Origin of the sequence: Nocardia callitridis (assembly GCF_039543305.1) — a bacterium.
GTDB classification, from domain to species: Bacteria; Actinomycetota; Actinomycetes; order Mycobacteriales; family Mycobacteriaceae; genus Nocardia; species Nocardia callitridis.
Genome location: NZ_BAABJM010000004.1, coordinates 172,673 through 185,972 on the forward strand (window position 1 = coordinate 172,673; position 13,300 = coordinate 185,972).

Sequence of the window (13,300 nt, forward strand, 5' to 3'; positions counted from 1 at the left end):
GAGGAAGACGTTGAGCAGACAGAGTCTCAGCAAGGCCCATCAGAAGATCACCGAACTGTCCTGGGAGCCGACCTTCGCGACCCCGGCGACCCGGTTCGGCACCGACTACACCTTCGACAAGGCGCCGAAGAAGGATCCGCTCAAGCAGATCCTGCGCTCCTACTTCCCGATGGAGGAGGAGAAGGACAACCGGGTGTTCGGCGCGATGGACGGCGCCATCCGCGGCAACATGTTCCGGCAGGTACAGCAGCGCTGGATGGAGTGGCAGAAGCTGTTCTTGTCGATCATCCCCTTCCCGGAGATCTCGGCGGCGCGAGCGATGCCGATGGCCATCGACGCGGTCCCGAATCCGGAGATCCACAACGGACTCGCGGTTCAGATGATCGACGAGGTGCGGCACTCGACGATTCAGATGAACCTCAAGCGCCTCTACATGAATCACTACATCGACCCCGCGGGGTTCGATGTGAGTGAGAAGGCGTTCGCCAACAATTACGCGGGCACCATCGGCCGCCAGTTCGGCGAGGGGTTCATCACCGGCGACGCGATCACCGCGGCGAATATCTATCTCACCGTGGTCGCCGAAACCGCGTTCACCAACACGCTTTTCGTGGCGATGCCCTCCGAGGCGGCGGCCAATGGCGATTACCTGCTGCCCACGGTGTTCCATTCGGTGCAGTCCGATGAGTCCCGCCACATCTCCAACGGCTATTCGATTCTGCTGATGGCGCTGGCCGACGAGAACAACCGGCAGTTGCTCGAACGCGACCTGCGCTACGCGTGGTGGAACAACCATTGCGTGGTGGACGCCGCGATCGGCACGTTCATCGAATACGGCACCAAGGACCGGCGCAAGGATCGCGACAGCTACGCCGAGATGTGGCGGCGCTGGATCTACGACGACTACTACCGCAGCTACCTGATTCCGCTGGAGAAGTACGGGCTGAAGATCCCGCACGACCTGGTCGAGGAATCGTGGAATCGCATCGTGAACAAGGGGTATGTGCACGAGGTCGCGCAGTTCTTCGCGACCGGCTGGCCGGTGAACTATTGGCGGATCGACCCGATGACCGACCAGGACTTCGAGTGGTTCGAGCACAAGTACCCCGGTTGGTACAACAAGTACGGCAAGTGGTGGGAGAACTACAACCGGCTGCGGTATCCGGGACGCAATAAGCCGATCGCCTTCGAGGACGTCGACTACGTGTACCCGCATCGTTGCTGGACCTGCATGGTGCCGTGCCTGATTCGTGAGGACATGGTCACCGAGAAGGTCGACGGCCAGTGGCGCACCTATTGCTCGGAAACCTGCGCGTGGACCGACATCAAGGCGTTCCGTCCGGAGTACGAGGGTAGGCCGACGCCGAACATGGGCCGGCTCACCGGGGACAGGGAATGGGAGACGTTGCACCACAACCAGGATCTCGCCGAAGTGGTGCGGGGTCTCGGGTACGTGCGTGACGACGGGAAAACGCTGATCCCACAACCACATCTGGATCTCGACGACCCGAAGAAGCTGTGGACGCTCGACGATCTACGCGGCATCAATTTCCAGAGTCCGAACGTGTTGCTGAACGAGATGTCCGACGCCGAGCGCGCCGCGCACCTCGCCGAATACACCGCGGGCGGGCCGGGCGGCAGGCCGGCGTCATCGGCGCGATGACCGATCGGCCGGGTCGCTGGCGGCCCGGCCGAGGCAGGCACGCGGGAAAGGGGCACTGCCATGGGTGAAAACCACCGCATCAGATTCGAACCGGTGGATCTCGAGATCGAGGTGCAGGAGCAGGAAACCATTCTGGACGCGGCCTTCCGGCAGGGGGTTTCGCTCATGCACGGGTGCCGCGAGGGCCAGTGCTCGGCGTGCAAGTCGTTTCTGCTCGACGGGGATATCCAGATGGATCGTTACTCCACGTTCGCGCTGGCGGACTACGAGAGCGAGGAAGGGTATGTCCTGCTGTGTAAGTCGCATGCCTACAGCGACTGCGAGATCGAGCTGATCAATTTCGACGAGGACGAACTGCGCAACGCGGTGCCGTTGCAGAACCTGCGCACGCGCATCCATCGATTGACGAACCTGACCGGGGATATCGTCGCATTGGAACTGGAACTGCTCGAGCCGACTCGTTACGAGTTCCGGCCCGGTCAGTACTCGGATCTGCTGATTCCCGGCACCGAGGAGCACCGATCGTTCTCGATGGCGACGACGCCGACCGAGCAGGGCCGCGTGCAGTTCCTCATCAAATGTTATCCGGGCGGCCGATTTTCGGGGTTGTTGACCAACGAGCTGCGCGTCGGCGACGAGTTGTCGTTGCGCGGGCCCTACGGCGCCTTCACCCTCAAGAAGGATTCCGAACGCGACATCGTCTGCGTCGGTGGTGGTGCGGGGATGGCGCCGATCCTCGCGCTGCTGCGCCACCTCACCGAGATCGGTAGTACCAGGCGGGTCCATTTCTACTACGGCGCCCGCACCGCCGCCGACCTGTTCTTGTTGCCCGAGATCGCGGAATTGGGTCGGCGACTGGTCGACTTCGTCTTCGTTCCCGTGCTGTCGGAGCAGACGGACCCGGACTGGGCGGCGCTGGGTGTCGTCGAGGGGGACACCGGCTTGGTCACCGAGGTGGTGGACCGGCGCGAATCCGACCTCGCCGCGGCCGAGGTCTACGTGTGCGGACCGCCACCGATGGTCGAGGCGGCGATGGCGACGGTGGAGGCCAAAGGCGCTGCCCGCGAACGGATCTACTTCGACAAATTCACCACGACGGTTCCGCCGAACTGAATTCGAGAAAAGAGAGTATCGAGATGAGCGCATCTACCGCAGAGCCGGGGACGGCCGCGGAACGTAGTTTTCCGAAGCCGCAGTTCACCGACGCCGAGGCGGGCGCACTGGAGTTTCCCAGTTCGCGCAGCCGCAGCTACAACTATTTCGAGCCGGCGAAATTGCGGGCGACCACCTACGAGGACGTCACCTTCGATGTCCAACCCGATCCCGAGCGGCACCTGAGCCAGGGGTGGCTCTATGGCTTCGCCGACGGTCCCGGCGGTTACCCGCAGGACTGGACCGCACTGAAATCCGTTGACTGGCATCGGTTCCGCGATCCCAACGAGGAGTGGGAGCAGACGATCTTCCGCAACAACGCGAACGCGGTGCGTCAGGTCCAACGCAATCTCGCCAATGCCGCGCTCGCCGACGCCTACGATTCGTGGACCCCGGCGTGGTCGAAATTCGTCGAGCGCAATCTCGGCGCTTGGATGCACGCCGAGAACGGACTCGGCCTGCACGTATTCACCGCGGTGCAGCGGTCGGGGCCGACCAATATGATCAATACCGCGGTCGCGGTGAACAGCGCGCACAAGCTGCGTTTCGCCCAGGACCTCGCGCTCTACAATCTGGAACTCGGCGACGTGCTCGACGGCTTCCAGGGATCCGCGCATCGCGAAGTGTGGCAAGACGATCCGGTGTGGCAAGGGGTTCGGCGCAATGTCGAATTGCTCACCGCCGCCAGCGATTGGGCCGAGGCGTTGTTCGCGACGAATATCGTGTTCGAACAACTGGTCGGCGTGCTGTTCCGCAGTCACCTGTTGATGCAGATCGCCGCCCGCAACGGCGACTACGTCACCCCGAGCATCGTCGGCTCCGGCGAACACGACTACAACCGCGACCTCGCCTACACCCGCGCGTTGTTCGTGTTGCTCACCCGCGACGACGAACACCGCGACCACAACAGGGAAGTACTGAACGGGTGGTTGCGCACCTGGGTGCCATTGAGCATCGACGCGGCGCGTGCGCTGCAACCGATCTGGTCGCAGCCGCAGGAACGCACCGTGGAATTCGCGGAGTCGTTCGATGTGGCCTTACACGGCCTGCGCAGCGTGCTCGCCGACCTGGATCTGGAACTGCCCGAGGAGTTGAACCGATGAGTACTGCCATGGAATTCGGCGCCGGTGTCGGATCGTCCAACAAATGTGGGGTCACCCTGATGAACAATCAGAACGGCTACGTCGTCGCCGAGGTGATGGGCGCCAAGGAAGGGGTCTCGATCACCGAGTATCCGTCGATGATCCGCGTGGACGGACACCGCGTACTGACCTTCGATTTCGACGAGATCACCGATGCGCTCGGCGCGGATTTCGCGCTGTCGGACTTCGAGGAGATCATGTCCACCCATTATGGGCGGATGGTCCACTTCGACGACCGCACCATGCTTTTCGCCAATCCGGAGGACGCCGCCGAGTACATCGATTTCGACCTGAAACCGGTGTAAGGCAGCGAAGCGAACGAAACCTCGTGGACGGAGTACCTCATGTATGAGAAAGACGGCGAGAAGTATTTCATCGTCGACGCGCACGTCGCCCTCTGGGACGCGCGCGAGCAGAATCAACGCAACATTCACGGCAAGCAGTTCATCGACTGCTTCTACGACTATCACCGCAATCTGAGCCCCGAGTCGCAGGTGTGGTCCTACGAGGAGTACCTGTATCAGGGCGGCGACCGGTTGATGAAGGACCTGTTCGAGGACGGCTACGTCGACCACGCGATCTTCCAACCCGCGCGCCTCGGCGAGTTCTACCGCAACGGGTTCGGGCAGACCGAGGAAGCGTTCGCGCTCACCCGGCGCCACCCCGACAAGCTGACCTACAACCATTACTTCGACCCGCGTGCGGGGCAAGAAGGACTCGATCAGCTGCACCGCGACGCCGAACGCTTCGGTCTCAAGGGGATCAAGCTGTATACCGCCGAATGGCGCGGTGATTCGCGCGGATACAAGCTCGACGACCCGTGGTGCTACCGATATCTCGAGGCGTGCCGGACGCTCGGTATCACCAATATTCATATCCACAAGGGTCCGACGATTCGTCCACTCGATCGCGATGCCTTCGATGTGGCTGACGTGGACAAGGTCGCCACCGACTTCACGGACCTCAACTTCGTCGTCGAACACTGTGGCCTGCCTCGGCTGGAGGACTTCTGCTGGATCGCCACCCAGGAGCCCAATGTGCACGCGGGGTTGGCCGTGGCGATCCCGTTCATCCATTCGCGGCCACGGTATTTCGCGCAGATCATGGGGGAGTTGCTGTACTGGCTCGACGAGGATCGCATCCAGTTCTCCAGCGATTACGCACTGTGGACGCCCCGGTGGTTGATCGAGAAGTTCGTCGATTTCCAGATCCCGGCGGACATGACCGAATACACGCCGATCACGGTCGCGCAGAAGAAGAAGATCCTCGGATTGAACGCCGCCGCCATGTACGACATCGACGTACCGGCCGAGTTGGCGCTGGCGCAACCGGCGGTGATCTGAGATGGCCACCGAGCATGCGTACGCGACGGTGACGACCATCGAGCGGAAAGTGTGGGCCGCACTGGATGCGGTGCAAGACCCCGAGTTGGCCGAGTCGATCACGGCGTTGCGGTTCGTGACCGAGGTGCGGGTGGTCGAGGGCGATGTCACCATCCGGCTGCGGTTACCCGCGTACTTCTGCGCACCCAATTTCGCCTATCTGATGGTGGCGGACGCACACGATGTCGCCGCGGCCGTTCCCGAAACCGGCACGGTCCGCGTGATATTGGAGGATCATTTCGCCGCGGATCAGATCAATGCCGGTGTCGAACGGGCGACGGGATTCACCGGAAGTTTTCCCGGTGAGGCGGCCGAGGAACTCGACGAGCTGCGAAAAACCTTCCAGCGCAAGGCGTATATCGCGGCGCTGGAACGGGTCGTGCGGCGATTGTCGGCGGCGGGGCGGATGGAGCCCGCGCCGCTGCTGCTGACCCTCGGCGATGTTCCCGAAGGCGTCGAGCGCACCTCGTTGGAGCGTCGACGCGCGGCGATCGGACTCGATACCGCGCCGGAGTCGTCGCTGCTGGTCGGCGACGACGGCATTCCGGTGAAATCCGGCGATCTCGCCCTGCGCCTCAGTTACGCCCGTGCGGTGCGGGTCAGCATCGAGGGCAATGCCCACCTGTGTCGTGGCCTGCTCGCCACGCGCTATGGCGACGACAGCGCGTCCGCGCGGAACGGAGCGGCGTGATGAAAGCCGTGCGGCTGGCCGCATACGACACGAAACCCGAACTGGTCGAGGTCCCCGACCCGAAGATCGAGTCGCCGCTGGATGTGATCGTGCGGGTCGGCGGTGCCGGGGTGTGTCGCACCGATCTGCACATCATCGAGGGGCAATGGGAGGCCAAAAGCGGTGTGGCCCTGCCGTACACGATCGGTCACGAGAACGCGGGGTGGGTGCAGGAGGTGGGATCGGCGGTCACCGGGCTCCGTGTCGGCGACCCCGTTATCCTGCACCCGCTGGTGACCTGTGGGCTGTGCCGCGCGTGTCGATCCGGTGACGACGTGCACTGCGACACTTCGCGATTCCCCGGCATCGACGCCGACGGCGGCTACGCCGAATATCTGCGCACCAATGCTCGCGCGGTGGTGGGACTCGATCCCACGCTGGCTCCCGCCGATGTCGCGGCGCTCGCCGATGCGGGACTGACCGCCTATCACGCGGTCGCCAAGGCGGCGCGGCACCTGAGGCCGGGTGACACGGCTGTCCTGATCGGCGCCGGCGGGCTCGGGCACATCGGCATTCAGGTGTTCGCCGCGTTGTCGGCCGCGCGGATGATCGTGGTCGACCGTTCATCCGACGCACTCGCCTTGGCCGCCGACCTCGGCGCGCACCATACGGTGCTCGCCGACGGCGACGAGGCCGCGGCCGTGCGCGACCTCACGGCGGGCAACGGTGCGGAGGCCGTGATCGACTTCGTCGGCGAAGGTGGCGCCCTCGAAGCCGGAGTCGCCATGCTGCGTCGCGCTGGCAGCTACTACGTCGTCGGCTACGGCGGCGCGCTCACGGTCCCCACCATCGACATCATCTCGGCCGAGATCAACTTCGTCGGCAACCTGGTGGGTTCCTACACCGACCTGGTGGAACTGATGGTGCTCGCCGCGCAGGACCGGGTGCGCCTGCACACCGCGAAATATCCGATGCACGAGTTCGCCACCGCACTGGACGATCTCGCCGCAGGGCGCGTCCGAGGTAGAGCGGTTCTCGTTCCGTAACAGAATGATTCAGCACAGAACGGTGGAGATGCGAGATGGCGAAGGAACTGCGCTTCGGCGCGAATGCCAGGGAACTGCTCGAATACGGGGTCAACGCGGTCGCGGACGCGGTGAAGGTGACACTCGGGCCGAAGGGGCGCAACGCGGTGCTGGAGAAGCTCACCGGCGCACCGACGATCACCAATGACGGGGTCACCATCGCCAAGGAGATCCAGCTGCGCGATCCGTTCGCCAATATGGGCGCGCAGCTGGTCAAGGAGGTGGCCACCAAGACAAACGGTGTCGCGGGTGACGGCACCACCACGGCTACCGTCCTGGCCCAGGCGATGATTCGGGAGGGCTTGCGCGCCGTCGCCGACGGCGCGAACCCGATTCAACTCAAACGCGGGATCGAACGCGCCACGACCGCGGTGATCGAATTGCTCGGCGAACGCAGCCGTCGCGTCGACGACGAGACCGGTCTGCGTCATGTCGCGATGCTCTCGGCCAACAACGACACCGAGATCGGTGACGTGATCGCGGAGGCGCTGTGGAAGGTCGGGGTCAACGGCGTGGTCAGCGTGGAGGAGACCCCACGGATCGGCCTCGGCCTCGACTACATCGACGGCATCGAGTTCGACCACGGCTACCTCTCGCCGTACTTCGTCACCGACAAGGATCGGATGGAGGCGGTGCTCGACGACGCCTTCGTGCTGCTCACCAATCAGAAGATCTCGACGGTGCAGACCCTCATGCCGGTACTGGAACAGGTCCAGCGCGCGCAGCGGCCGCTGGTGATCCTGTGCGAGAACATGGACGGTCCAGCGCTGAGCATGTTGGTGACCAATACCGTCCACGACACTTTCCGCTCGGTGGTGGTGCGCGCGCCCGGCTTCGGCCATCGGCGGGTGGCCGAGTTGGAGGACCTCGCCGCGCTGCTCGGCGCGACCGTGGTGAGTGCGGATTCCGGGGTGGCGTTGGAGAACGTGCGCGTCGAACATCTCGGCCGGGCACGCAGGGTGACCGTCACCGAACGCGCCACCACGATGGTCGACGGTGCCGGATCTCCCGAGGAAGCCCTGGCGCGGATCGCGCAACTCGAGCGCGAGCTCGAACGCACCGACAACGAACACGACCAGGACAATCTGCGGTTGCGGATCGCACGGCTTTCCGGCTCGGTCGCGGTGATCCATGTCGGCGCCGCCACCGATGTGGAGCTGCGGGAGAAGTTGCACCGGGTCGAGGACTCGTTGTCGGCCACCCGCGCGGCCATGGCCGACGGTGTGGTGGCCGGTGGCGGCACCGCGCTGCTGCAATCGCAATCGGTGCTCGATCTGCTCGAGCTCACCGGCGACGCCGCGGAGGGGAGAGAGATCGTGCGCCGTGCCGTCGAGGAGCCGCTGCGGTGGATCGCCGTCAACGCGGGATACGACGGTGACGAGGCGGTCGAGAAGGTGGCGAATCTTCCTGTCGGACACGGGTTCAACGCGCTCACCGACAGCTACGTCGACATGTTCGAAGCCGGGGTGATCGACCCGGTCGAGGTCACCAGGTCGGCGCTGCGCAGTGCCGCCTCGATCGCGGCGCTGCTGTTGACCACCGAAACGCTGATCGTCGAGGAAATCATGGTCAACCCCGGTGCGATCATGGCACCGGGATTCGGTGACCTCGCCGAGGGGCTGGTTCGGCCCTCCAACATCTACTGATCGTCGACAATGGGATGTTCGTCGCGCGCACCGCCCGCGCACCAGGTGGTCGGGCTGTGTCGCGGCGGCCCGACGCACCGCAGGAGGAAAAGATGATCTTCATCGTCGTGAAGTTCAAGACCAAGCCCGAATGGGCCGAACGCTGGCTCGAGCACGTCGACGCCTTCACCACCGCGACCCGCGCCGAGCAGGGAAACCTGTGGTACGAGTGGTCGCGTAGCGTCGATGACCCGACCGAATATGTTCTGGTGGAAGGTTTCCGGGACGAACAAGCGGGCGCCGACCACGTCGGTAGCGAACACTTCGCCACGGCCATGCGGCATCTGCCGCAGGCGCTGGCCGCCACCCCGAAGATCATCAGCCAGAACATCGACGCCACCGGGTGGTCGGACATGGCGGAGCTGGCCGTGCCGTAGCCGGAGTCAGGCCGGTGTCTGCCAGGTGAATCCGGCGGTATCGACGAAGGCGCCCGCGTTGGCATCGATGCTGAGTCGAGGCGATCCCGAGCCTTCGGGGTGCTCGATCGACGGCGGAATAATCATGGTCGCGACGGCGGTGTACTGCGCATGAGTCTTCGGCAATACGAGTACGCCTTGGCCGTCGCCGAGGAGGGGTCGGTGACCGCGGCGGCGCAGCGGCTGCGTGTCGCGCAACCCTCGATGTCCCAGCAGATTCGCAGCTTGGAGCGGGAGCTGGGCGTGCAACTGTTCGCGCGCACGCCGACCGGGCTGGTGGCGACCGTGGTCGGCCGTGCGTTTCTGCGGGAAGCGGAGGTCGCGGTGCGCGCGTCGCGGCGGGCGCGGGCCACGGCGCGGGCCGGTGCCGACGAGTTGGTCGGTGAGCTGGTGGTTGCGGTCCAATTGGGTTTCGGGACGCGGCAGTTGCCCGGCGCGCTCGGCGCGCTGCATCGGCGGTTTCCTCGACTGGAGGTCACCGTCTTCGAGGAGCCCGGTTCGGCCGAACTCGAACAACTGGGCCGTCGGGGTGTGCTGGATCTGGCGCTGATGGCGGCGTGTGCGCGCACACCCGAGGACGCCTACCGACTCGGCGAGGAGGAGTTCGTCGTGGTGCTCGGTACCGGGCACCGTTTGTTGGCGGCGGAGCGGGTGGAATTGCGGGAGTTGGCTCAGGAGCCGTGGGTGCGGTTCGGGCGCGACAGCGCGCTCGACGCCGTCTTGCTTGCGGTGCTGCGAGGGCATGATCTGACCCCGACGCCGGTCGCTCGGGTTTCGCAGACCGCGACGGCGGTGCGGTGGGCCGCGCACGGGCTCGGTGTGACGCTCGTGCCCGCCTCCGCGGTTCCCGCCGGTCACGAGCACCTGATGCGTCCGGTGTTTCCCGCGGTATCCCAGCCGGTGGTGGCCGTGACGCGGCACGAAGCGGGTCCCGCGGAGACGGTACTGCTCGAACTGCTGCGTCAGGAGGACTGGTCGGATTCCGTGCCGGGTGCGGCGGTGGTGTCGACGGTCGATGGTCAGGCGGAGGTTGCCTGAATCAGGTTCTGCCCCCGCGTCATTCGCCGGACCTCCGCGATGCGGGCCGGATCTCGACCTGTTCTTTGATGCCTCGGGTATCGGGGAGCGGGGTGTCGCGGCGGCCGATGAGGACGACCGTTCATCGGGGCGCGGTGGTGGCGAGCTCGCCTCTGCGTTGCAGACCCAATTTGCGCAGCAGGTGTTCGACGTGGCCCTCGACCGTCCTGGTTGACAGCACCAGTCGTTCGGCGATCTGCCGGTTCGTCATCCCCGCGACCACGTAGTCGGCGACTTCCCGTTCGCGCGCGGTCAGACCCGCTCGATGATAGGGGCCCGCCGACGCCATCGCGGTGGGTACGACCGCGGTCTCGCCGTGGCGATCGAAGATGAAATCGAGGATATCCGAGGTCGACATGGACCTGCCCTCGTCCCAGTACTTCTGGAACGCCGCGTCCCCCACCCGATGCCTGGTGGTGTCGACGGCCTTGGCGCGCAAGGCGATCCACCGCTTCGAGCCGTAGAGCTGCTGGCCGATCGAGTCCCACATCGACGACGCCGCACCGAGCATGACCGCCGCGCGGCCGTCGGCGCCCAGCTCGGCCGATGCCCAGCCGAGCAGGTCGGTCATGAGCGTGGTGCCGAGGACGTCACCGAAGGACTGTTGGATGCGTAGCCCGTGGATCGCGAGATCGCGGGCGCGGGTGTGGTCGCCGCGCAGCAGCGCGGTGAGGCCGAGGCCGTAGGCCGCGTAGGAGTGAAACCAACGCTCACCCAGTGCGGCCGTCTCGACGTATACCTGCTCGAAAAGCGCGCCGGCGGAATCGATCTCATCGGCCGCGCTGAGCAGCATGCCCTGGTGGATGCGCAGCATGGCGACCAGGTCGGCGGGTGCGCGGTGTTCGTCGTAGCGACGCTCGGCGTCGGTCATGCTCGCCCGTGCCGCGACGAGGTCGCCGGCGAACATGTCGCGTAAACCACCGATGTGCGTCGCGGTGGCGGCGAGGTCGGTGGCGCCGATCTCCTCGGCGATCCCGCGCGCCCGATACAGCGAGTATTCGGCCGATTCCCGATCGCCCTGCAATGTCTGGACCAGCGCGAGCACGAGCAGTACCCGACCGCGTGCGCTCGCATCGATATCGGGAAGGGCGAGGGCGCGGGTCAACCACATCCGGTGCTCGCGCACCGAGATTCCACACGCCCACAGGAACATCGACGAAGTCAGCGCCTCGACGCAGGTGCGAACGGCGCAGCGGTCGTCGGGTGCGGACATGGCCGCGCCGAAGGCGGCGCGGATATTGCCACGATTGTGTTTGATGATGTCGACGTGCCGGATCTGATCGGGTCCGTGCCAGTGTCGCGCGGTCGCGGCGATGGTCTCGCCACACCACGCGAGCAGCCTGGTGTGCAGCTGACCGCGTTCGCTCGGTGAGAGGTGGTTGTGGCCGTACTCGCGAATCGACTCCAACATCCGAAATCGCACGTGCTCTTCGTATTTCTCCCGGACCACCACCGATTTCGTCACCAAGGCCGCGAGCGTGTCCATGATGGTGTCCTTGGCGGGATAGATGTCGGCGCAGACCTTTTCGGCCATCGACAGGGTGAACCCGGCGGGAAATATCGATAGTCGCGCCCACAACGCGCGTTCGGTGGGGGAGCACAGGTCATAACTCCAGCCGATCGCCGAGGGCAGGCTGCGGTGTCGCGGCGGGCCCGTTCGTGCGCTCGCGGTGAGCGCGGCGGGCCGGTGCACGATGAGGTCGGACAGGTCGTCGAGCGACAGCACGGTGAGCCGGGCGCAGGCGAGTTCGATGGCCAAGGGCAGGCCGTCGAGTTGCTCGCAGATTCGTTCCACCGCGTCGACATTGCGGTCGGTCAGCTCGAATCCGGAGAGCACCGCCGCGGCGCGGGCGGTGAACAGTTCCACTGCGCCGGAGCCGTTCTCGTCATGTGTCGGCAGCGGTGGCAGGTGGAAGGCGTACTCGCTGGGGATGGCGAGGTGTTCGCGGGTGGTGGTGAGGATGCGCAGGGTGGAGGTGGCCGACAACAGGCGGTCGGCCAAGGCGGCGGCGCCGTCGATGACGTGCTCGCAGTTATCGAGGATCAGCAGCATGCGGCGGTCGCGCAGGTACTCGGTCAATACCTGTTCGGGTGAACGGTTGTGCGCCTCGCGGTTTTCCAAAGCGAGGGCGTCGCAGGCGACCTGTGCGAGCAGCGAAGCCGTACGGACGGCGGCGAATTCGATGAACCGCACGCCGTCGGGGAAGGCGCGCCGGAACTCGTGTGCGGCCTCGATGGACAGGCGGGTCTTGCCCGCGCCACCCGGTCCGATAATGCTGACCAGCCGGTTGTCCCCGAGTAAGCGCCGAAGTTCCCGCAACTCGGTGCGTCGTCCGACGAATTTGGTTGCGGGGGTGGGCAATACCCCCGCCGCGATCCGGCTGGATGTGGTGTTGGAGTGCGCCAGTTCGGCGCGGACCTCGCTGACTTTCCTGGCCAGGGCGGTCCTGGAGCGGCTCCAATGCACGCGTCGGCCGATTTCGGCGATCGTGATGCCCTGGTCCTGGATCAACAGCTCGCGCACCTGCGCGTCGACGGTGTCGGCGCACTTTCCCACCCGGCTGCGATGATCGTCGGGTGCGGCGTTCAGCGCGAGTGCGCGACGAACGGTGTTGCGCGACATCCGCATCCGCGCTGCGATGCCCTTGATCGACTCACCGGCCTCGTGGCACCGGCGAATCTCGGACCATTCGTCGGCGTTCATCGTCCTCCACCATCGCACTAGCTGAGATCTGGATCACTGTCCTCCGGAGGGTGTCGAGATCGCAACCAGGGGGGTCAGGATGTGTCACCGATGGCTGGGTGCGGCGATCGTGCTGCGGGCACCGAGTGGCTTTCACGTGCCTGTTCTTGATTCGGGGGTCGCGCGGCGGGTGCCGCGGCCTGGTACGTAGTGATTCTGCGGTCGGTGTCAGGAGTGCGATGACAACCCGCTGATAATAGCGAATGTCTATGACTGTTTCGGCCGTGTCTCTCCGCCGCCGACCGCGTGGAGACCGGCACGAGTGCGGACCGAATGTCTACTTTC

General features: G+C 65.3%; 12 protein-coding genes. 10 read left to right on the plus strand and 2 right to left on the minus strand.

The genetic code is table 11. The annotated features are described in order from the left end of the window. Positions 1-10: 10 nt before the first annotated feature. From ABEA50_RS21130 to ABEA50_RS21170, 9 genes are all read left to right on the plus strand, one after another. Positions 11-1,663, plus strand: a complete 1,653-nt coding sequence (locus tag ABEA50_RS21130; RefSeq protein ID WP_345497322.1) for a ferritin family protein — start codon at positions 11-13, stop codon at positions 1,661-1,663. Between the two features lie 60 nt (positions 1,664-1,723). Then, complete coding sequence (locus ABEA50_RS21135) at positions 1,724-2,776, plus strand: FAD-binding oxidoreductase (protein ID WP_345497323.1); 1,053 nt, start codon at positions 1,724-1,726, stop codon at positions 2,774-2,776. A gap of 23 nt (positions 2,777-2,799) precedes the next feature. Further along, entirely contained in the window at positions 2,800-3,918 is a 1,119-nt protein-coding gene (locus ABEA50_RS21140; RefSeq protein ID WP_345497324.1) for an aromatic/alkene monooxygenase hydroxylase subunit beta, read from the plus strand. Continuing rightward, positions 3,915-4,262, plus strand: a complete 348-nt coding sequence (mimD, locus tag ABEA50_RS21145; RefSeq protein ID WP_345497325.1) for a propane 2-monooxygenase effector subunit MimD — start codon at positions 3,915-3,917, stop codon at positions 4,260-4,262. Before ABEA50_RS21140 ends, mimD begins: the two co-directional genes overlap by 4 nt. A gap of 39 nt (positions 4,263-4,301) precedes the next feature. After that, positions 4,302-5,300 carry an amidohydrolase family protein gene (locus ABEA50_RS21150; RefSeq protein ID WP_345497326.1) on the plus strand — a complete coding sequence of 333 codons (999 nt, stop codon included), beginning with the start codon at positions 4,302-4,304 and terminating at the stop codon, positions 5,298-5,300. 1 nt (position 5,301) lies between these two features. Beyond that, positions 5,302-6,030 (plus strand): iron-sulfur cluster assembly protein, encoded by a 729-nt coding sequence (locus ABEA50_RS21155; RefSeq protein ID WP_345497327.1) that lies wholly within the window; start codon positions 5,302-5,304, stop codon positions 6,028-6,030. Then, positions 6,030-7,055: an NAD(P)-dependent alcohol dehydrogenase gene (locus ABEA50_RS21160; protein ID WP_345497328.1), complete on the plus strand. Its 1,026-nt coding sequence runs from the start codon at positions 6,030-6,032 to the stop codon at positions 7,053-7,055. Before ABEA50_RS21155 ends, ABEA50_RS21160 begins: the two co-directional genes overlap by 1 nt. Positions 7,056-7,090: 35 nt before the next feature. Beyond that, the gene (groL, locus tag ABEA50_RS21165) at positions 7,091-8,740 is read left to right on the plus strand and encodes a chaperonin GroEL (protein ID WP_345497329.1); all 1,650 of its coding nucleotides are present in this window, start codon (positions 7,091-7,093) and stop codon (positions 8,738-8,740) included. A 92-nt stretch (positions 8,741-8,832) separates the two neighbouring features. Then, a complete protein-coding gene (locus ABEA50_RS21170; protein ID WP_345497330.1) occupies positions 8,833-9,156 on the plus strand; it encodes a putative quinol monooxygenase in 324 nt (107 codons plus the stop codon). A 6-nt stretch (positions 9,157-9,162) separates the two neighbouring features. Here ABEA50_RS21170 and ABEA50_RS21175 read toward each other — a convergent pair whose 3' ends face one another. Continuing rightward, on the minus strand, positions 9,163-9,321 hold the full coding sequence (locus tag ABEA50_RS21175) for a hypothetical protein (protein ID WP_345497331.1): 159 nt from the start codon (positions 9,319-9,321) through the stop codon (positions 9,163-9,165). Between ABEA50_RS21175 and ABEA50_RS21180 the strand changes: the two genes are divergently transcribed. Further along, on the plus strand, positions 9,307-10,233 hold the full coding sequence (locus tag ABEA50_RS21180) for a LysR family transcriptional regulator (RefSeq protein WP_345497332.1): 927 nt from the start codon (positions 9,307-9,309) through the stop codon (positions 10,231-10,233). The two genes, ABEA50_RS21175 and ABEA50_RS21180, sit on opposite strands and share 15 nt — an antisense overlap. 121 nt (positions 10,234-10,354) lie before the next feature. Here ABEA50_RS21180 and ABEA50_RS21185 read toward each other — a convergent pair whose 3' ends face one another. Continuing rightward, complete coding sequence (locus ABEA50_RS21185; RefSeq protein WP_345497333.1) at positions 10,355-12,976, minus strand: LuxR C-terminal-related transcriptional regulator; 2,622 nt, start codon at positions 12,974-12,976, stop codon at positions 10,355-10,357. Between the last annotated feature and the right edge of the window lie 324 nt (positions 12,977-13,300).